The organism is Pseudomonas sp. 478 (assembly GCF_003254125.1).
Taxonomy (GTDB): domain Bacteria; phylum Pseudomonadota; class Gammaproteobacteria; order Pseudomonadales; family Pseudomonadaceae; genus Aquipseudomonas.
Map to the genome: position 1 here is coordinate 365823 of NZ_QKZG01000002.1, position 19442 is coordinate 385264.

18 protein-coding genes and 1 pseudogene are annotated in these 19442 nt (G+C 58.7%); 9 read left to right on the forward strand and 10 right to left on the reverse strand.

Features of this window, described 5'->3' with window-relative positions; all coding sequences use genetic code 11:
* The first annotated feature begins 1 nt into the window (after nucleotide 1).
* Both arsH and DFS28_RS05445 read left to right on the forward strand, forming a co-directional pair.
* Nucleotides 2–694 (forward strand): arsenical resistance protein ArsH, encoded by a 693-nt coding sequence (gene arsH / locus DFS28_RS05440; protein ID WP_111448899.1) that lies wholly within the window; start codon nucleotides 2–4, stop codon nucleotides 692–694.
* A gap of 146 nt (nucleotides 695–840) precedes the next feature.
* On the forward strand, nucleotides 841–1512 hold the full coding sequence (locus DFS28_RS05445) for a bifunctional 2-polyprenyl-6-hydroxyphenol methylase/3-demethylubiquinol 3-O-methyltransferase UbiG (RefSeq protein ID WP_111448900.1): 672 nt from the start codon (nucleotides 841–843) through the stop codon (nucleotides 1510–1512).
* A gap of 24 nt (nucleotides 1513–1536) precedes the next feature.
* Here DFS28_RS05445 and DFS28_RS05450 read toward each other — a convergent pair whose 3' ends face one another.
* Together DFS28_RS05450 and DFS28_RS05455 are read right to left on the reverse strand one after the other, a co-directional pair.
* Nucleotides 1537–2115: a DUF4157 domain-containing protein gene (locus DFS28_RS05450; protein WP_111448901.1), complete on the reverse strand. Its 579-nt coding sequence runs from the start codon at nucleotides 2113–2115 to the stop codon at nucleotides 1537–1539.
* A gap of 259 nt (nucleotides 2116–2374) precedes the next feature.
* A complete protein-coding gene (locus DFS28_RS05455) occupies nucleotides 2375–4657 on the reverse strand; it encodes a heavy metal translocating P-type ATPase (protein WP_111448902.1) in 2283 nt (760 codons plus the stop codon).
* A 382-nt stretch (nucleotides 4658–5039) separates the two neighbouring features.
* On the opposite strand from DFS28_RS05455, the gene DFS28_RS05460 reads away from it, so the two are divergent.
* Together DFS28_RS05460 and DFS28_RS05465 are read left to right on the forward strand one after the other, a co-directional pair.
* On the forward strand, nucleotides 5040–5276 hold the full coding sequence (locus DFS28_RS05460) for a hypothetical protein (RefSeq protein WP_256596786.1): 237 nt from the start codon (nucleotides 5040–5042) through the stop codon (nucleotides 5274–5276).
* 88 nt (nucleotides 5277–5364) lie between these two features.
* Nucleotides 5365–5907 carry an Hsp20/alpha crystallin family protein gene (locus tag DFS28_RS05465; RefSeq protein ID WP_111448903.1) on the forward strand — a complete coding sequence of 181 codons (543 nt, stop codon included), beginning with the start codon at nucleotides 5365–5367 and terminating at the stop codon, nucleotides 5905–5907.
* A 123-nt stretch (nucleotides 5908–6030) separates the two neighbouring features.
* Here DFS28_RS05465 and DFS28_RS05470 read toward each other — a convergent pair whose 3' ends face one another.
* Nucleotides 6031–6690, reverse strand: coding sequence for a c-type cytochrome (locus DFS28_RS05470; RefSeq protein WP_111448904.1), 660 nt, complete (start codon nucleotides 6688–6690; stop codon nucleotides 6031–6033).
* Nucleotides 6691–7098: 408 nt separating this feature from the next.
* Between DFS28_RS05470 and DFS28_RS05475 the strand changes: the two genes are divergently transcribed.
* Nucleotides 7099–8466: an erythromycin esterase family protein gene (locus tag DFS28_RS05475; RefSeq protein ID WP_111448905.1), complete on the forward strand. Its 1368-nt coding sequence runs from the start codon at nucleotides 7099–7101 to the stop codon at nucleotides 8464–8466.
* Between the two features lie 16 nt (nucleotides 8467–8482).
* On the opposite strand, the gene DFS28_RS05480 is transcribed toward DFS28_RS05475, so the two are convergent.
* The 4 genes from DFS28_RS05480 to groL form a co-directional block, all read right to left on the reverse strand.
* Nucleotides 8483–9139 (reverse strand): dienelactone hydrolase family protein, encoded by a 657-nt coding sequence (locus tag DFS28_RS05480; protein ID WP_111448906.1) that lies wholly within the window; start codon nucleotides 9137–9139, stop codon nucleotides 8483–8485.
* On the reverse strand, nucleotides 9132–9839 hold the full coding sequence (locus DFS28_RS05485) for a phosphoribosyltransferase (protein ID WP_111448907.1): 708 nt from the start codon (nucleotides 9837–9839) through the stop codon (nucleotides 9132–9134). Before DFS28_RS05485 ends, DFS28_RS05480 begins: the two co-directional genes overlap by 8 nt.
* 58 nt (nucleotides 9840–9897) lie before the next feature.
* Nucleotides 9898–10779: a universal stress protein gene (locus DFS28_RS05490; protein WP_111448908.1), complete on the reverse strand. Its 882-nt coding sequence runs from the start codon at nucleotides 10777–10779 to the stop codon at nucleotides 9898–9900.
* A 354-nt stretch (nucleotides 10780–11133) separates the two neighbouring features.
* Entirely contained in the window at nucleotides 11134–12750 is a 1617-nt protein-coding gene (gene groL / locus DFS28_RS05495; protein ID WP_111448909.1) for a chaperonin GroEL, read from the reverse strand.
* 621 nt (nucleotides 12751–13371) lie between these two features.
* On the opposite strand from groL, the gene DFS28_RS05505 reads away from it, so the two are divergent.
* Together DFS28_RS05505 and DFS28_RS30735 are read left to right on the forward strand one after the other, a co-directional pair.
* The gene (locus DFS28_RS05505; protein ID WP_111448910.1) at nucleotides 13372–13605 is read left to right on the forward strand and encodes a hypothetical protein; all 234 of its coding nucleotides are present in this window, start codon (nucleotides 13372–13374) and stop codon (nucleotides 13603–13605) included.
* Between the two features lie 142 nt (nucleotides 13606–13747).
* Nucleotides 13748–13849: pseudogene (locus tag DFS28_RS30735) on the forward strand (carbamate kinase); the annotation flags it as partial.
* A 44-nt stretch (nucleotides 13850–13893) separates the two neighbouring features.
* On the opposite strand, the gene DFS28_RS05515 reads toward DFS28_RS30735, so the two are convergent.
* From DFS28_RS05515 to DFS28_RS05525, 3 genes are all read right to left on the reverse strand, one after another.
* Nucleotides 13894–15255, reverse strand: coding sequence for an MBL fold metallo-hydrolase RNA specificity domain-containing protein (locus DFS28_RS05515; RefSeq protein ID WP_256596787.1), 1362 nt, complete (start codon nucleotides 15253–15255; stop codon nucleotides 13894–13896).
* A gap of 99 nt (nucleotides 15256–15354) precedes the next feature.
* On the reverse strand, nucleotides 15355–16275 hold the full coding sequence (locus DFS28_RS05520) for a universal stress protein (protein WP_111449125.1): 921 nt from the start codon (nucleotides 16273–16275) through the stop codon (nucleotides 15355–15357).
* A gap of 78 nt (nucleotides 16276–16353) precedes the next feature.
* Entirely contained in the window at nucleotides 16354–16608 is a 255-nt protein-coding gene (locus DFS28_RS05525) for an Lpp/OprI family alanine-zipper lipoprotein (protein WP_111449126.1), read from the reverse strand.
* A gap of 234 nt (nucleotides 16609–16842) precedes the next feature.
* On the opposite strand from DFS28_RS05525, the gene DFS28_RS05530 reads away from it, so the two are divergent.
* Entirely contained in the window at nucleotides 16843–17490 is a 648-nt protein-coding gene (locus DFS28_RS05530; protein ID WP_111448912.1) for a BON domain-containing protein, read from the forward strand.
* A gap of 63 nt (nucleotides 17491–17553) precedes the next feature.
* Nucleotides 17554–19395 carry an ATP-dependent zinc metalloprotease FtsH gene (gene ftsH / locus DFS28_RS05535; RefSeq protein WP_111448913.1) on the forward strand — a complete coding sequence of 614 codons (1842 nt, stop codon included), beginning with the start codon at nucleotides 17554–17556 and terminating at the stop codon, nucleotides 19393–19395.
* The last annotated feature ends 47 nt before the right edge of the window (nucleotides 19396–19442 follow it).

The following is a 19442-nucleotide window of genomic DNA, read 5'->3' on the forward strand; positions in this document are numbered from 1 at the left end:
CATGACCCACTCACTGCCTAATCTAGACGCGTCATTGACTCAGCCCATTGCCGGTGACGACGACCAACACAAACCACGAATTCTGTTGCTGTACGGGTCGACCCGCGCACGGTCATTCAGTCGGCTGCTGGTCGAAGAAGCCGCCCGTCTGCTCGAACACTTCGGTGCGCAGACGCGGATCTTCAATCCATCGGGACTACCGCTACCGGATGACGCCCCCAGTGATCACCCGAAAGTTCAGGAATTGCTGGAGCTGATGCAATGGTCTGAAGGACAGGTCTGGTGTTCCCCTGAGCGCCACGGCGCCATGTCTGCCGTATTCAAGGCCCAGATTGACTGGGTGCCGCTGGCCCTGGGCGCCGTTCGCCCGACCCAAGGGAAAACGCTCGCCGTCATGCAGGTCAGCGGCGGTTCCCAATCCTTTAACGTGGTGAATCAGCTTCGCGTGCTGGGACGCTGGATGCGGATGTTCACGATCCCTAATCAATCTTCCGTGCCGAAGGCTTTTCTGGAGTTTGACGAAGGCAACCGCATGAAACCGTCCGCGCTGTATGACCGGGTGGTAGACGTCATGGAAGAACTGGTGAAGTTCACATTGCTGCTGCGTGAACGTCCGGATCTGGTTGACCGCTATTCCGAACGCAAGGAGTCGGCGGAAGAACTGACTCAGCGTGTGAATCAACGCTCGATTTGAGTTCTGCGTCGTCCGAGCCTCTACTACAGCCTGGGCTTTCTGACGCTGGCTGCCCGATATGAGCGGAGTGAAAGGCTGGTAAGAATTTTTCGATCCACCCGCACGTGTCCTATCCTTTTATCCAACCCACAACGCCGGTCACCGACATGCCCACCCCCGAATCCACCCTCCTCGACAGCTGGCACCACAACGCCCAGTCCTGGATCGACGCCATCCGCACCGGCGCCATAGAAAGCCGCCTCAAGGTCACCGACCAGGCCATCCTGCTGGCGGTGCTGGGCCGCCAGCCCGAGCGCGTGCTCGACCTGGGCTGCGGCGAGGGCTGGCTGTTGCGCGCGCTGGCTGAACGGGGCATCAAAGCGGTCGGTGTGGATGGCGATGCGACGCTGGTCGAGGCGGCGCGGGCGGCGGGCTCTTCGCCGGTGCATGTGGCGAGCTATGAAGCGTTGGTGGAGGCCAAGGTGGACATCGGCCGCGACTACGACCTGATCTGCGCCAACTTCGCCCTGCTGCACCAGGACATCATCCCTCTGCTCACCGCCATGAACGCCCTGCTCGCCCCTGGCGGCGCGCTGGTGATCCAGACGCTGCATCCATGGACCGCAGCGGCGGGCGACTATCAGGATGGCTGGCGGGAAGAGACCTTTGCCGGGTTCAAGGGCCAGTGGCAAACCATGCCGTGGTACTTTCGCACCTTGTCCAGTTGGCTCAATGCGCTGGACATGGCCGGTTTTCAGCTGGCCGCCCTGCAGGAGCCGCAGCACCCGCAAAGTCCTGTGCCGCAGTCATTGCTGCTGGTGGCCGAGCAGCGGGGGTGAGTGCAATCGACCAATTCGGGCGCTTCAGTAATTCCCTTCCCGCCCCCACCGCCTGACCTCAGCCTGTATGGCATAAGCCGGCGCTTCCACAGCATTGAAATCCTGTGTATAGCGCTGGGCGAATCCTTCTACCCCCCATTCCTGATACTGCTGCACATGCTTTAGTTCGTGAGCCCAGAGCGCGATGTCCTGCTCGGCGGTTTGAGCGTCCCGGAAGAGGATAATGTCGATCAGCGTCACGGCACCGACATCGGGGTTTTGCAGCATGGCCGTGGCGGCGTTGAATTGGCCGTTGTCGCTCACTTTGTAGCGCGCAGTATCGAGGACGCTGGGGTCGTACCAGCGCAGCAGTTGTTCGCGGATGTGCGGTGGAATGGGTTGGATGCCGGTGCTGGCTGCGTCAGCGCGGGCTTGGGTCAGCCACATCGCCAGGGCCGGTGCCGCGATCTGGTGGATGTCATCAGACACCAGGCCTGGCAGACAGATGCAGCCGTCCAGGCACACTTGTGTCTCGCCGGCCGGGCAGGCGTTGGTCTGGGCTGGCACTTCAAGCGTCAGGCAAAGAACAAACAGCGCCACCAGGCGCGTGATGATGAACGGCATTGGGCGCTCCAGAGACGGACGCAGCTCGAACAGTGGGTCCCGATTGATCGACGATCCGCATGGCTTTAGCGTAGTCCCAAACCAAGCGCCCCCAAAATGCACGATTCAAGACCATCGTGGCACGCCCGTGCTCGTGCGCCTGTCAGAATCCAGGTGACGGACAATCGCTTCGACGTCTTCGAGGTATGGAGAAGCGATACAACGCTTATCACGCTCATCGGTCTTACTCATTTCATCCCCCTTTTGCCGGATTGAATTTCTAGCGCCAATCCAGATAACGAAACAGTTCCTCCTCCTGATCAAAGTGCAGTCGCACGAGGGTATCCAGACGAATCAGCTGATGCTGAATCTCATCAGCAGGTGCCGTTGCGGGGTCGGAACTGAAGTCGCTACTCATGCGCGCCAGTAAATGGATAAGACGAAAAATCTCCCGGTGAGCATGGCTCATAGCCGACATCGGGTCCTCGCCCGGCATGCTTCGCGTCAGCAGCGGGTACAGTGTGTTTTCATCTTCGTGTTCATGCTGCGCCAGTGACGTTTGCAGCTTGTCGACCAGTTCCTGCAAGTCGGTCTGTGCTTGCGCAAGTGGGCGCTGGGCAAAGTCGCTGGCCAGTTGGTGCAGATCGCTCAATACGGTGGAGAGTTGCTGGTGTTCGTCCTGCAGGCGATCGATATGCTCTGCGGCAAGCTTTCGTTTTTTCTGCCCCCACAACGGCCCCAGAGCCCGCAACGCGTTAAGGATAATCACCACGTCGATGCCCTCCTGCACCACGGCGCCAATCAGCGGCGGCAAGTAACCGATGGCCGCCACCGCCATGGCCAGCAACGACATCCCCATGCCGACCAACACACCCTGGCGGGCGATGTAGCGGGTGCGTCGGGCAATGTCCAGCGCCTCGACCAGACGGTCCAGACGATCCACCAACAGCACAACACCAGCGGCTTGTGCAGAAGCAGTGGCACCGCTGGCCCCCATGGCCACGCCGACATTCGCCGCCGCCAGCGCGGGGGCGTCGTTAATGCCATCGCCGACCATCAATGTGCTAGTGCGCAGGCAACCTTGCTGTACAGCACGCACTTTATCCTCAGGGGTCAACCCGGCACGCAGCTCGTCAATCCCGGCAGACAGCGCAATCATCTCGGCGGTTTCCAGGCGATCGCCTGTGAGCATGACGATCTTTTCGATGCCCCTATTGCGCAGTCGACGCAGAGTCTGTGGAGTTTCGCGCCGAACCTTGTCCGAGAAAACCAGCAGGCCCGCGAGTTTGCCATCCACGTCGATGAAGCTTCCACTGCACGCCAGGTAATCCATGTGGCGCAGCATGGCGGCGGCCCAGTCAGTTTCAGGGGTGTCTTTGTGAGCAAAAGACAACGTGCCGAAACGCACCTGCACGCCATCGACCTGCCCACAAAGTCCAGAGCCTGGGTTTTCTTCTACGTCCTGTGGGACGCTGAGAGGCAATTGACGCTGATGCGCCGCTTCAACAATTGCCTGGGAGACAGGATGCGTCGAGGCCTGCGCGAGTGAAGCAGCCAGGCCAAGCAAATATTGCGGATCGGCCAGCCCATTCACCTCAACCGACTGCAGACGGGCGTGGCCGCTGGTCAGCGTGCCGGTCTTGTCGAGGAACACCTGCTTGACTCCGGCCAACGCTTCCAGGGTCACGCCGTCCTTGATCAGGATCCCGCGCCGCGCGGCTCTCGAAATACCCGACATGAAGGAGATCGGTACCGCCAGAATCAAAGGACAAGGTGTGGCCACCACCAGAACCGCCAGCGCTCGCAAAGGATCACCACTCAAATGCCAAGCGAATCCGGCAAGCAACAACGTCAATGGGATGAAGAACAATGCATAGCGGTCGGCCAGGCGCACGAAAGGTGCGCGCGAACGACGTGCCTCCTCGGCCAGCCGCACGATGCCGGCATAGGTACTCTGCGCGGCCGTTCGCGTAGCGATTAGCAGGATGGGCGCACCGACATTGGAAACGCCGCTGGGCAGTTGCTCACCTTCTCGACGGGTGACGGGCAACGACTCACCGCTGAGCGCCGATTCGTCGAGAATGGCCGCAGGACTCAGCAGGCGACCATCGACCGGTATCACCTCTCCCAACCGCACCAGCAATGTTTGATTTAGCTGGACCTGCTCAACGGGGATCTCGCGCAAGCCACCCTCCTCCTGCAGCCAGGCAAAACGTGGCGCCCGGTCGATGAGCGCACGAAGCTCGCGGTCGGCGCGTTGCTTGGTGAAAAACTCCAGGGTGCGTCCGGTCGCCAGCATCAAGGCAATCACCGCCGCCACCAGTGTCTGCTCAAAGACCAGGGCGGCAGTGATCGACAGCAGCGCGATCAGGTCGACACCGGCCTCGCGCCGGGCCAGGCGCCTGACGATTTCAACGAGCAGCACTGCGGACATCACCAGACTTCCTGCGGCCCAGCACCTCGAGGCCCAATCAGGTGCTTGCGCAACATACGCAATGCCGCCGGCCAGCAGCGTCAGTGCGGTGAGCAGCAACAGAACGGGGTCCAGCCACTTACTGAGCATCGAAGTGAGTTCCTTAAAAAAGCGATTTGCAGGCCTCGCCGTAAAAACATCTGTCGCTCATCGAAGTAGAGCTTAGGACTCGAATGTCTTTTGTGTCCGCCGGGGGGCCGCAATTGAGGCGTTGGACACAACGCAGGTCATGGCTGTGCCCGGACAAACCAGGTGTTTGCCTTCTTTCTGATCTAAATCAATCAGGCGTTGGACGGACATGTAGAAATTAGAGTCAGCATTCGCACCATCGCCTTCGATGAGTGCAGAAACTTTCGTTTCGTGGAGGCTCCCATGGCTACGCACCTGCAAGGCACCCAGCCGGTCATCCCGCCGACTGCCCACCCACTTGCAGGCAGTTTATGCCGGCCACCGCGCCCTGCGACTACGCGATATGGCCATCGCCTCGGTCGCCACGCTGTATTGCCTGTGGCTGCTGTATGCCGCCGGGCCTAAATACATGTTGCTCAGCGCTTTGCTCTACGCCCCCGGTTCATTGATTTACCTGGTCACTATGAAGACTCGTCAGGGGCAACCGCTCAGCGGCCCCGAGACGGGACTGTTGATCATCATCTGGGTGGCGGCGGCCTTCGCCGGCTGGATGCTGTGGTCCGGGACACTGGCCTTGTAGGGGCCAGTGTGGCGTGTTTGTTCTGTCGTGGTGGACCGCCAAACGGGTGTTTGCGATCCATCTCTATTACCCAAGAGGAGGAATCAAAATGAGCAACAGCGAAAAAAAAGTGCCGGTTCATAGCGACGACAAAGCCATTCAGCATCCAGTGGTAACAGACCTCTGGCGCCCCTTGGAAAAACTTCGGCAACAGGTCGATCACCTGTTCGAAGACTTCAATCGCGGCTCTGGGCTGTCGCCATTCGGTCGCGGGCTGTTCGATGTCGAGCCGCTCTGGCGTCGGGAACTGATCGCACACAGCCTGCCTGCCGTGGACATCACCGAGAAAGACAAAAGCTTCGAAATCACTGCCGAACTGCCCGGTATGGATCAGAAAAACATTGAGATCAAACTGTCCAACGGCAGCCTGATTATCAAAGGCGAAAAGAAAGAGGACAAGGAAGAAAAAAGGAAGGGTTATCACCTCAGCGAGCGTCACTACGGTTCCTTCGAGCGGGTGTTCAACCTGCCCAAAGGGGTCGATGCCGAGAAGATCGACGCGCGTTTCAGCAAGGGCGTGCTGAGCATCTCGCTGCCGAAAAATCCCGAAGCCATGAAAGCGGATAAGGTCGTGCCGATCAAAGGCGAGTGAACCCCAGACCGCCCTGCCCCTTGCCGGGAAACCGGCGGGGGCTTTTTTTGTCATTGAATCAGCCGATCTTGCGACCTTGTCATTGGTTTCAGTTCAAGCTCATTACAGACACCTCGGAGACCACTATTTTTTGGCCCCGAGTGTCGCCATGTAATGAGCGACAGATTCGGCATCCGCATCAGACAGTGCGTGAGCAATCTGCTTCGTCAGGTCACCTCGGGGACGCTGGTTGGTTTGTTGAAAAACCTTGATCTGGCGAATCATATAATCGGCATGTTGACCCGCCAGGCGGGGAATCTCGCCACTGCCCTGACCGTCAGCACCATGGCACGAACTGCACTGCGCGACGCCCGCACCAGGCGAGCCCTGGCGAAAGATCAATTCACCGCGGGCATCAGGCGTGTCGGCATCCGCCTTCATGGGGCTCTGACTTGAAAAATAGTCGGCCAGCTCGGCAATCTGGGTCTCTGTCAGATGGGTAAAACCCCACATGTACTGAGTCCCGGCTTTATCGTTGCGTGCATGGCTCTTGAAGTCAGCCAGCTGCAACTTCAGGTACTCTTTTTGCTGCCCGGCCAACTTGGGAAACGTTGGCGAGATGGATTCCCCTGTCAGCCCATGGCATTGGGCGCAAACCTGGTCCGCCATGGCGATACCGGACATGGGCGAGGTTGTTTGCGATGTCTCTTCGCTCGTACGGGTACAGCCCATGAGCGCTGCTACGCAGAGGGCAAGAGTAAGATGTGATCGGTTGAAAGAACTCTTCATGCCAAATGCTTCCATGATCTACGCCCCTGTGTTCAGCGGATCAATACGCGTCCTTCACTTACCGTTCAATGTCCTGCCCTGATGACCGCCCTAGGCTGGAGCCTAGCTAGACGCAGACCATTTACAAGGTCAAAGGAAAATGAGCCTTCCAAGCCTGCATTCGGAATAACGCCCATCGCGTCAGGTCATATTCAGCAGCCAACGAATACTGGATCCCGGTACCTACGCTTAAGGCATCGCGCTCTTTATTGACGAATCTCAATTGTTCGTCTGGTTCAAGGTGTAGGAATAATCAAACAGGTGACGAAGCGACACAAAGGTTTGCGCAAACACAATGTGTCGAGCACCTGCGGATTGATTTCGGGCGGTTGAGCGCAAGCGCAATACCGCTGGCGGTAACCCACCCTTATGGGGATGACGGTCATGAACACACCCTCCCAAGACATGCTGGATAAACTGTATGGCTCACCTCGGCACATTGACCAGGCCGCCATCGCACCTCTTCTGCGCCAATACGCTGAGCCTCTGCCGGCGCTGGATTCATCCGCGTTTGGTGAAATGTTCGATCGCTACGCGGATGCGCGCGTGGTGATGATCGGTGAGGCCAGTCATGGCACCAGTGATTTTTATCGAACCCGGGCGGCGATTACCCAAAGGCTGATCGAGCGGCACGGGTTCAATATCGTGGCGGTTGAAGCAGACTGGCCGGACGCCGGCCACGTCGACCAGTACGTCCGGGGGTTGGCGCATTCCGCGTGGAAGCGCCACATTTTCAGCCGGTTCCCGACCTGGATGTGGCGCAACAGCGAGGTAAAGGCATTCACCCACTGGCTGCATCAGTACAATCACCAGCACGCCGCTGACCGTCGCGTTGAGTTTCGCGGCCTGGATGTCTATAGCTTGCGCAACTCCATTCATGAAGTGCTGGCCTATTTGGACCGGGTCGACCCGCCTCTGGCCCATGAAGCCCGGCGGCGCTATGGCTGCTTGACCCCGTGGCAGGATGATCCCGCGCTGTATGGCCACTTCGTCGAACGTGGCGGTGTGATGCCCTGTGAACAAGCGGTGATCGAACAGCTCAACGCCATGCTGGCCGAACAACTGGCGGGGCTCATCCAGAATGACGAGGCGTTCTTCAATGCGGCGCAAAACGCCCGGGTGGTGCAGGCGGCGGAGCAGTATTACCGGGCGATTTATCGAGGGTCGACCGCCTCATGGAACCTGCGTGACCGGCACATGTTCGACACACTACGGGCCCTCCTTGAACACCGGGGCCCGCAAGCCAAAGCCGTGGTCTGGGCGCACAATTCTCATATCGGCAACGCGGCCGCCACGGAAATGGGCTGGAAGGGCCAATTCAACATCGGTCAGCTGTGCCGCAGCGCCTATGGACGCGATGTCGTTCTGATCGGTATGAGCACCGACCGTGGCCAGGTGGCTGCGGCCGATGACTGGGACGGTGACATGCTGATCAAGGACATCCGGCCCTCTCGCCCGGACAGTTGGGAGCATCAGTTCCTCAAGGCAGGTGTGCCGGCGTCATTGACCGACTGGCGAGACCCAACGCGCAAAGAGCTGCGCCGGGTGTTGTCCAAACCGTTGCTGGAACGGGCCATCGGGGTGATTTACCGCCCCGAAACCGAGCGTGGCAGTCACTACTTCGAAGCAATGCTGGCCGAACAGTTCGACGCCATGATCTGGATTGAACAGACCCAACCCGTAACAGCACTGGCGCTGCCGAAAAGCCAGAAACTCGAACCGGAAGACGAAACCTATCCGTTTGGCGTGTGAGGCCGATCAAGCGTTTTCAGTCGGGGCCGTGCAGATGCTTCTCGAACCAGTCGCCAGCGAGTCTGGCGACTTCCTCAAGGGCCCCCGGTTCTTCAAAAAGATGGGTAGCGCCCGCCACGATCTCCAGATGCTGCTCACACCGCAAGGCATGACAGCTTTGGTCATTCAGTTCGAGTACCACCGGGTCCTGGGCGCCAACGATCTGCAGAGTGGGCGCCCTCACCTGCGACAATACCGCACCCGCCAGGTCGGTACGCCCTCCTCGGCTAACCACCGCATGCACCACCTCCGGGCGCACGGCCGCCGCCAACAACGCCGCCGCCGCACCGGTGCTGGCGCCGAACAGACCAATTCGTAGCGAGTGCAATTCCGCGTCGCGACCGACCCAGTCGATGACCTCCACCAGTCGCCTGGCGAGCAAGGCGATATCGAAACGTAGCTCCCGGGTGAGGTTGTCCAGGCGTTGCTCCGGCTCCGTGAGCAGGTCGAACAGCAGCGACGCCAGCCCCCTGCTGGCCAGCGACTCTGCAACATACTGATTGCGCGGGCTTGTACGACCACTGCCGCTGCCATGCACGAAGACCACCAGAGCGCTGGCGTTGGTCGGCAGACGCAAATCGGCTGATAACTCAACGTCCCTCAGGTCCAGCTGTCGATATTGCGACTCAGTCATCGACGTTCCCCTGAGCCGAGGCGCTGGTGGCAGACTCTCGCTGCCAGGCCCGCATTAACAAATCTATGACCTCTTCGTCTGAAGTCTGGGGAAATCTCAAGTACCAATAACCGATCGACATCATCCACTCGGGAATCAGCGGGCAGATCACCTCGTTGACTTCACTGCGCAGTGCCTCCACCGTTTCCAGCGGCGCAACCGGCACGGCGACGACGATGCGAGACGGTGCTTGTATTCGCACGGCGTGGATTGCCGCCATCATCGAGGCCCCGGTTGCCAGGCCATCGTCGATCAGGATCACCACCTGATCCTTCAGTCGCACGGGTGGGCGGGTTCCGCGGTACACCTGCTCACGACGCAACAGCTCCTGTGTTTCGCGCGCGAGCACGGCATCGAACGCGACCGGGGTAATGGGGTGCGCCCGCAAGGCGTCTTCATTAATGATTTGTATACCGCCACTGGCAATGGCGCCCATGGCGAACTCCGGCTGGGACGGAACGCCCAGCTTTCGGACCAGCATCAGGTCCAGGCGCACCTCCAGGGCCTTGGCCACTTCATAGGCGACCGGAACGCCGCCACGGGGCAAGGCGAGGACGATGACATCGGGTCGATGGGCGTATTTGAGCAACGGTTCCACCAGACGTCGACCGGCTTCTGCCCGGTCCTCCAATGTGGTTTGCAATGAGGGGCTTTGACTCATGAAAAACCTCCTCAGGCAATGACGCCTGTCGTTTCGTTACAACATGGCCTTGTCCGTTCTAGACCGCCAGAACACTACAAGGCACCTGGTACAGAATATGTTCGGTCGTGCTGCCCAGCAGCTTCTCCAGGCCGTGGTACTGGACTCTGCCCATCACGATCACATCCACCTGCTGCTCGTTGGCAAAATCGCTCAACGCCGAGACCGGGTGTCCGAGAACGAAATGCCGGCGGTCAGAGGGTACGCCGCACAGACCGGCCAGTTTGATGAACGATTGTTCCTCGGTTGTGCGCAACTCTTTGGTGATGTCTGAAAGCGCGAGCCCCCCCATGTCCGCCAGATACACCCCCGAAAGATCGCAGGCATACAGCAGGTGCAACTCTGCATCACACTGCAACGCCAGGTTGGTGGCTTGTTGAATGATCCGCTCATTCAGTTCGCTGTTTGCAGGCTCGGTGTCCGAAACGTCAACCGCCGCCACGACCTTGCGTGGCAAGGCATGACCGCCGCCCACCAGATAGACCGGTATCGGGCAGTGGCGCAGCAAGTGCCAGTCCAGCGGGGTGAAAAACGCGCGCTTGAGCGCTGATTCTTGCTGGATTTCCTTAATCAACAGGTCGGGCTGCAGTTCCTTGACGTGATCCAGGATGTCTTGCTCCATGTCATCAGCCCAAGCCACCTCGGTGGTCACCTCGATCGCTCTACCACGCAGAAGTTTGGACTGGTCCTCCAGCCAATCGCGATGGTCCTGCAGGTAACGCGCCCGAGCCTTTTCCCGGTCGCCTTCTTCGAGCAGCGACAACAGTTTCAACGCAGGAATCAACGTCGCAATATGCAAACGTGCACCGCTGGCCTTGGCGAGCGCTGCTGCATGGTCGATTGCCGGAGAATGGCGCAGGGCCAGGTGGATGATGAGTAACAACTGTTGATACTGGCTCATGGTCTGACTCCAGGCAGAGGGCTTCAACGCCTGCCGTTGGCCTCGTAGGGCTCAGCCGTTGCGTCCACGCCGGACCAAGCACCAGCGTTGATTCAGGTTGCTCCTCTGGAAAGTGCCTGACGTTGATAAATATCAACTACCGGCGTGAGCCCCCGTAAGAGGAGCAGCCTTTCATTCCACCGTACTTGATCACTATCAATCGGAGCGGGCCTTCCCTTCTTCACACTGCCGAAAAGTCCGCAGATGGCGTGGAGGCGAGAGTGAACAACCTGCACGGCGAAAACCCGTTGCTCAGTCACCTGGCGTTGATCGAGACGTCCTCGTATACGTGAGCGTTACCCCCTTTCACAGCCCTCACTCAGGGAACGGTGGCTGGCCAGGTGATTCCTTTTCCGGAATATCAGTCATGGTCGCCTCGGTCAGCAGCAAGATACTGGCGACTGAAACAGCATTTTCGAGGGCAATACGCACCACCTTGGTCGGATCAATGATGCCGGCTTCATACATGTCGACATAGCAATTGGCGGACGCATCGAAGCCAATGTTCCCAGGTTCCGCAAGCATGCGTGCAACCACGACGCCGGCATCCACTGCCGAATTTTCAGCGATGAGTCTGGCCGGCGCTTCCAGCGCCCGGCGAAGAATCTGCAAGCCGGTCCTGGCATCACCCTCATAGCGGGCCTCTTCGGCGGCGATAATCGGGACGGCCTTGAGCAGCGCAAGACCACCCCCCGGAACAATGCCTTCGGCGATCGCCGCCCGGGTCGCTGAGATAGCATCATCCAGTGCATCCTTGCGTGCCTTCATTTCGGCTTCGGAAGGCGCTCCGACCCGGATCACCGCGACACCACCAGACAGCCTGGCCAGTCGTTCCTGAAGCTTTTCACGGTCGTAGTCGCTGGTGGTGCTGTCTACTTGCGCACGGATCTGCTGCAAACGCGCCTCAATGGCCTCGTGTGTACCGGCGCCCCCGATCAGCGCTGTGCTGTCTTTTTGCACCACGACTCGATGTGCACGTCCCAACTGGTTCAGTTCCACCTGTTCGAGGGTGACGCCCAGTTCGTTGGAAACCACCGTTGCCCCGGTCAGAACGGCCATGTCCTGAAGCATTTCCTTGCGCCGATCCCCAAAGCCTGGCGCCTTGATTGCCACCGCTCGCAGAACACCTCTTATCTGGTTGACGACCAGTGTGGTCAACGCCTCACCTTCGATGTCGTCTGCGATCAACACCAGCGGTTGCCCGCTTTTGGCAACGAGTTCGAGCAAGGGCAGTAAGTCTTTGAGTGCACCGATCTTATGGTCACAGAGCAACAAGTAGGCGTCATCGAGTTCGACCTGCATCTTCTCGGCATCGGTGACGAAATAGGGTGAGACATAACCCCGGTCAAACCGCATGCCTTCCATGACTTCGACCACTGTTTCGGTGGTCTTGGACTCCTCGACACTGACGACACCTTCAACGCCGACCTTTTCCAGGGCGTCTGCCACCAGCTGACCGATGACAGCATCGTTATGCGCCGACAGCGTGGCGACCTGGGCCTTTTCCTTGGGCGTGCTGACCGGGCGCGACTGGGCGGCGAGGGATTCCACGACCAACAACAGCCCACGATCCAGGCCGCGCTTGAGGTCGATCGCACTGGCACCCGCAACGACGTTGCGGATGCCATCGGCCAGGATTGCATGGGCCAGCACCGTTGACGTACTGGTCCCGTCCCCTACCGCATCGCCTGTGCGCTCGGCCGCCTGACGCAGCATTTGCGCGCCCAGGTTTTCCTCGGGGTCGAGCAGGTCAATGCGTTTGGCGATCGTGACACCATCATTGCAAACCGTCGGATTGCCCCACTTATTCTGGATCAATACCGATTTTGATTTCGGCCCCAGCGTCACGCGCACGGCATCCGCCAACTGTGTGGCGCCACTCAGGATTTTCTCGCGAGCTGCAGCACGAAACACGATTTTAGTGTGAGCCATCAGGGTGCTCTCCTGGCCAGTTTTACAACAAGTACGTTTTTCAGCTTCTATGAACTGGCCCGTGCGACGTTGACTTTTATCAACAAACTCACAACGCCACCGCGCCCCAAATCGCCCAAAGAATGCGCGCACCCTCGGGATGACCGACTGTCAGTTCACGTCCCGGAATTGACAAAGATCAATTCGCGCAGCAAGAAACCGAGTCCAAATGACGGTGTGTGTTCAGCAGGCTGAAAGGAGAAGGGATCTGTTTTTCGGTCACGGTTTCACGGTTATAGGTGAGTTTTTTTCCCATTTGATGCGCGAGGAAAAAAGCCATGGACAAGTTTCAGCAAAGTCAAAAAAGCAAGCTGTTCAAAACATCCACTCATGATCCGTATTGCTTGCAGCGGGTTGCGGGTTGAGGGTTGCGGGTTGAGGGTTGAGGGTTGAGGGTTGAGGGTTCAGCCATCTGCCCGCAGTGTGACGCGGTCTATCAAGCCGGGAACCGGGCTTGGAAACACCCTGAAAAACGACTGGACACGTGACGAATAGAACCGGGCGCGGTTGTCTCAATATGGAAAGTTGAGGGGGACCAGGACACCCAGCTCACCTTCTTGTGCTTCCAGAAGGAGTACGACCATGGTCATCAATGAATCAGCCATGCCGCATTCAGCCAACCTTGAATCGAGCAGCCGCAGCAGGGCGTTGTTTTTTGAAGCCGACCGTTTGAACGATCAAGCCTACGCACTGTTGAACGAGCCCGTTTCGACGCAAACCATCCATAAGTTTTCTGACGCGAAAAAACGGGCGGATGAAAAATACCGACAAGCCTGGCAGGAATGGTTGCATACCAGGGACAAGAACAACCGATGACAGCACGTGAATGCTTATGCCACGCCCTCCCCATCATCCAGAGACAGGCGTGACGGATCTGCGATGGCGCTTCGAACGCTGACGACGGTAGAAAATACGCTTCACACATTCAGCTGACACCATGTACACCAGGCTGATCGTCAACACCGGCAAAGTGGCGGCCATCGGCTCATTGGCCGACATTGAAGGCATCGTCAACGGCACCGCTGGCACTCAGGTCACAGCCGAGGAAGGTATCCGTTTTCACTCACCTCAAGACGGCTTCCATCCCCCCTCGCCAGGACCGGTTTACTGGGTCAGCTCAACACTGTCGCGATACTCCGGCACCGAGACCGACCACCCCAGCTCCAGGCTGATACGTCGACGCAGCACATCCGAAGCATTGGGTTCGCCGTGCACCACGTAGGTGTGTTTCGGCGGCTGCTTGAACCCGCGCAACCACTGCATGATTTCATCGGCGTCGGCGTGCGCGGACAGGGTTTCCATCGGCACCACCTCGGCCCTGATTGGCACATCCTTGCCGTGAATGCGCACCGAAGGCGCGCCTGCGACAATTTGCGCGCCACGGGTACCGCCGGCCTGGAAACCAGGTACGAGTAACGTATTGATCGGGTTGGGGGCCAGCGCCTTGAGGTGGTGGATTACCCGCCCCCCCGTGGCCATGCCGCTGGCAGCAATAATCACCGCCGGGGTGCGCTGCTGATCCAGCTTGATCGAATCTGCGGTGGTGCGCACGAACTGCGCGACGTGACACATGCCTTCGCATTCTTCGGGGGACAAACGGTGCTCGCTGCGAAAACGCTGGTACAAACTCGTGACGTCGGTGGCCATCGGGCTGTTGAGATAGATCGGCACATCGGGAATCGCGTGTCGTTGTTTCAGCCGATACAGGTGGTACATCAACAGTTGGGCGCGCCCTACTGCGAACGACGGAACCAAGGTGATGCCATGACGCAGCGTGGTGCGGGTGATGACTTCAGCCAATTGCGCCTCCGGCGACTCGACTGGATGCTTGCGATCACCATAGGTCGATTCCACGAGCAGATAATCAGCCTGCTCGACGATTTCTGGAGCGAACATCAATGGATCATCCGGCCGCCCCAGATCCCCTGAACAGACCAGCGTGATGCCATCGGCGATCACCTCCACCGTCGCTGCACCCAAAATATGCCCGGCACAACGAAGCTGGATGGTCATGCCTGGGACAATTTCGACCTTGTGGTGCAACTCCACGGGCCGTAACAGTTTCAGTGCCCGTTCGGCATCTTGCTCGGTATAAAGCGGCAACGCCGGCTTGTGCCGGGAAAAACCATGCCGGTTGGCGAACTCGGCGGCCTCTTCCTGCAAGCGGCCGCTGTCCAATAGCAGGATCCTCGCCAGTTCACAGGTGGCGGGCGTGGCATACACCGGCCCGCGATAACCGCTGCGCACCAAGACGGGCAGGTAGCCGCTGTGATCCAGATGGGCATGGGTCAGGACGATAGCGTCGAGGTTCTCAACCGGAAGCTGGAACGGGTCCCAGTTATGCAACCGCAGTTGTTTATAGCCCTGGAACAGGCCGCAATCGATCAGTACATGTTGGTCGCGGTGTTCCAGCAGGTATTTGCTGCCGGTGACCGTGCCTGCTGCACCGAGAAATGTCATTCGCATGGCCGCCTCCTTGAACATTCATGGGAGCGCTATTGATCGCTCCCTTTGGCGCAAGAGCCGTTGATTTTTATCAACAGCGGGTGCGACCGGGTCGTCGTTTCAGTCAAGCCAGGGCAATGGCTTGACGATCGTCAAGCTGCACGGGGCCCTGTTCAGTACGCTCTCGGCAGTACTGCCGATCAACCTGTCGATCCCGTGGTGATAGACCGTACCCAGCACCACCATGTCGAATGCATTCTGTTGGGCGAAAAGTCCGATCACCTTGTGGGGAATGCCGGTCAGTAGATGCTGGCATTTTTTTTCAATGCCATAGCGTTCGACAAGTACCTCAAAGGCCTCCTCCTGGGCATCGTTGACCGCGTCTCTCAAACTGTCATCCAGACTCGGTGTCGGCACACTCCTCGTAGCGTCGCCCATCACCGACCAGTTGTTGACATTCAACACGTGCAAGGCGGCGTCACAGGAGGCCGCCAGCGTAGAGGCGAGGTCGAGAATCCGGTCATTGAGCCCTTGGGTCAGTTCCTCCAGATGGGACAGATCGATGGTCGCGAGAATTTTCAACGGTTTGGGATTTTTAGCTTCAGTAACCAGATGCAAGGGGGCCGGACAGTTGCGCAGCAACAGCCAGTCCAGAGGACGATGGAATGCGCGATCGAGTGCCGGTACGTGCCGGGTGTCTTTGATCACCAGATCCGCATGGAAGTCATTGACGTACTCAAGGATATTCGCCGGGGTGGACTTGGCCCAGACAACCTCGGTGGTTACCGGCAACCCGATGCATCGTTGAAACCGGGCTTGTTGCTCCAGCCAGTGTCGATGCACCTGCAAGTAGCCCTCCCGTGCCTGAGCCATCGCATCGTGATCAAACAGCCCGGCCACCGCCAGCGCCTGCACATAGTCGAACGCGACGATGTGCAACAAGGCTCCAGTGGCACAGGCCAGTGCATGCGCCCGGTCAAACGCCGGGGTGCGGGTCATTTCGGTGGGGGCAATCAATAGGATACGTTTAAGTTTCAACATCATAGACCTCGTCCTTGGAACGCGTTACCTGGCGGACTGCAAACCCGACTTCCTGTCAGGAATTCGTACAATCGCTCGTTACTTGCGAGTCGCCTTATTGGTTATCCGACTGGCACGCACCTTCTCTTCATCGGCCGTGCGTAGCGCCTGACTGGCCGTTGCCTGCGCCTGTTCCGCCTTCATGTAGGCCTCATCGGCCCTGAGCCTCGCCGTTGCGGCATTGTTTTCGGCGGCCTCCAATCGGGCGTCGAATTCCTGAGTGCGCTGATGACTGCAACCGGCAGTCGCTGCCAACAGAACGCTCAGCAATACAAAGGGCAAGCGCTTATTCATGACTTTTTCCTCTTGGTCTATCTCAACTGGAAAAGCTTCAGATCGTTGCCCCAAGTATCGGACTCCATCACCTGCACACTCTGATTTTTGTCAACTAATGGCCCGCTGGCGATTAATGAAGAACTCACTGAAGCCTTGTTGATTTAGCTCAATGTCTTGGCGCCGTTCGGGCGTAAAAAAAACCAACCGGGCGCGTGCGACCCATCAATTGCGCATCAAACAGAGGACACCGTCATGAGCGACTTGAGTCTGCGTAAGACCATTTTGGAAGAGCTTGAATTCAAGCCTGAAATCGACGCTGCCCACATTGGCGTTGCCGTGGACAATGGCGTTGTCACCCTCTCCGGTCACGTCAACAGCTATGCACAGAAAGTCAGTGCAGAGCGCGCGGTAAAAGGCATCAAAGGGGTGCGCGCTGTGGCCGAAGAAATCCAGGTCAGGCTGGAGAAAGGGGCCGGCACAGCGGACGACACCATCGCGAGCCGCGCCTTGAACATCATCAAATGGAGTGCCGACGTTCCCGACGGTGAGATTAAAGTTATCGTGCAGAACGGGCGGATCACCCTTGAAGGCGAAGTGGACTGGCAGTACCAGAAAGAAGCCGCCGAGCGCGCTGTGCGCAAGTTGTCCGGCGTGGTCTGTGTGGACAATCGACTCACCCTCGTCCCCCGAGTGGATGTGGTCGATATCCAGCATCGCATTGAAGAAGCCCTCAAGCGCAACGCCGAAGTCGACGCCAAGGAGATTCACGTCAGGGTCGATGGGGATGTGGTGAGGCTGGAAGGCAAAGTTCATTTGTGGCGCGAGCGCCGAATAGCGGAACGGGCGGCCTGGTCGGTGCCCGGGGTGAGGGAGGTGGAGGACCGTTTGCTGCTTGCTTGAGCCGATCACCCGGGAACCTGCGATCTGCCTGTTCGACCCATGCCTCCTTTCTGAGCGAAGGTCATGAAAAAAAATCACCAATGGAACCTGTCTTACTTCGCGATCGCGTTTGTCGTGCTCACCCTCGTTCAATTTCTGTTTATTGATCGTCGTGTCGTGCAGAGCATTCCATACAGTCAGTTTCTGCAATTGCTGAACGAGCAAAAGGTCAGCGATTTACGGGTCGAGAAGGATCAGATCAGCGGCAAACTGCAGGAACCCATTGACGGGCACAACCTGTTCTCCACCGTGCGGGTCGATCCGGCGCTGGCGACGGATCTCGCGCAATCGGGTGTCGGCTTTACCGGGGTCAACGAAAACACCTTTTTGAATGGACTGCTGGGCTGGCTGCTGCCGTTTTTCCTGATCATGGTGATCTGGCATTTTCTGTTTCGCGCCATGGCGGAAAAACAAGGCATAGGCGGGTTGATGAACATCGGCAAGTCTCGGGCCAAGGTGTTCGTCCAGCGCGATACCGGGGTGACCTTCGCCGATGTCGCGGGTATCGATGAAGCCAAGGCCGAATTGGTAGAAATCGTCTCTTTTCTCAAGGACAAGGCCAAATACGCACGCTTGGGGGCGCACATTCCCAAGGGTACGTTGTTGGTCGGTCCGCCGGGAACCGGCAAAACCCTGGTGGCCAAAGCCATCGCGGGTGAAGCCGGTGTGCCGTTTTTCTCGATCTCTGGATCGGAATTTGTCGAAATGTTCGTTGGCGTGGGTGCCGCCCGTGTGCACGACTTGTTCGAGCAAGCGCGGCAGGCGGCGCCCTGCATCATCTTCATCGACGAACTGGATGCGCTGGGCAAAATGCGAGGCGTTGGCACATTTGGCGGCAATGACGAAAAGGAGCAAACCCTCAACCAGTTACTGGCAGAACTGGACGGATTCGATCCCCGTGAGGGCGTTGTATTACTGGCCGCGACCAATCGGCCAGAGATCCTCGACCCGGCGCTGCTGCGAGCCGGCCGGATCGACCGCCAGGTGCTGATTGATCGCCCGGACCGTAAAGGCCGGCAAGCGATCCTCAAGGTCCATCTTCAAAAAATCACTGTGGAGCCGAGGCTGGATGGCGAGCGTATTGCCGACATCACCACGGGCTTCACGGGCGCTGATCTGGCAAACCTGGTCAACGAAGCGGCAATCGTGGCCACTCGTCGTGGCGCCGAAGCGGTCAGCCTGAATGACTTCACGGCGGCAGTGGAACGTATCGTCGCGGGGGTTGAACGCAAGAGCAGCGTGCTACATCCCGACGAGCGCCAGGTGGTGGCGTATCACGAAATGGGGCATGCCCTGGCCGCCAGTAGCCTGCCCGCCATGGACCCCGTCCATAAAGTCTCAATTGTGCCCCGCTCCATTGGCTCTCTGGGCTATACGCTGCAGCGACCGACCGAAGATCACTTCCTCATCAGTTGCCAAATGCTCAAGGACCGGATCGTGGTGCTGATGGCCGGACGCGCCGCCGAATACCTTGCTTATGGCCAGATTTCTACCGGGGCTGCCGATGACCTGGCCCGCGCCACTGATATCGCCCGACAATTGATCACCCGGTTTGGCATGAGTACCGAACTCGGACAGTCGGTGCTGGAGCGGCAAACCGCGACTTATCTGGGCGAACGTATGCAGGGCGTTGGCGAGAAAGACTATTCGGAACAAACGGCCAGGGAAGTTGACCTGGGTATTCGTGCCCTGCTCGATGAAGCCTTTGGGCGGGCAAAGGCCCTGCTCGCCAGTCGCCGGGGAGATCTGGACGCTGGTGCACACCTGTTGGTGGAGAAAGAAACCCTGACGCCCGAAGAGTTTCCACCGCTCATGCCGATCAAACCCGCCCCGCTATCCACCCCACTGACCGTGACGCCACCCTGAGGAGCGTGTCTTGTTGTCACCCCTTAGTGCGGAACACCGCGCATCCG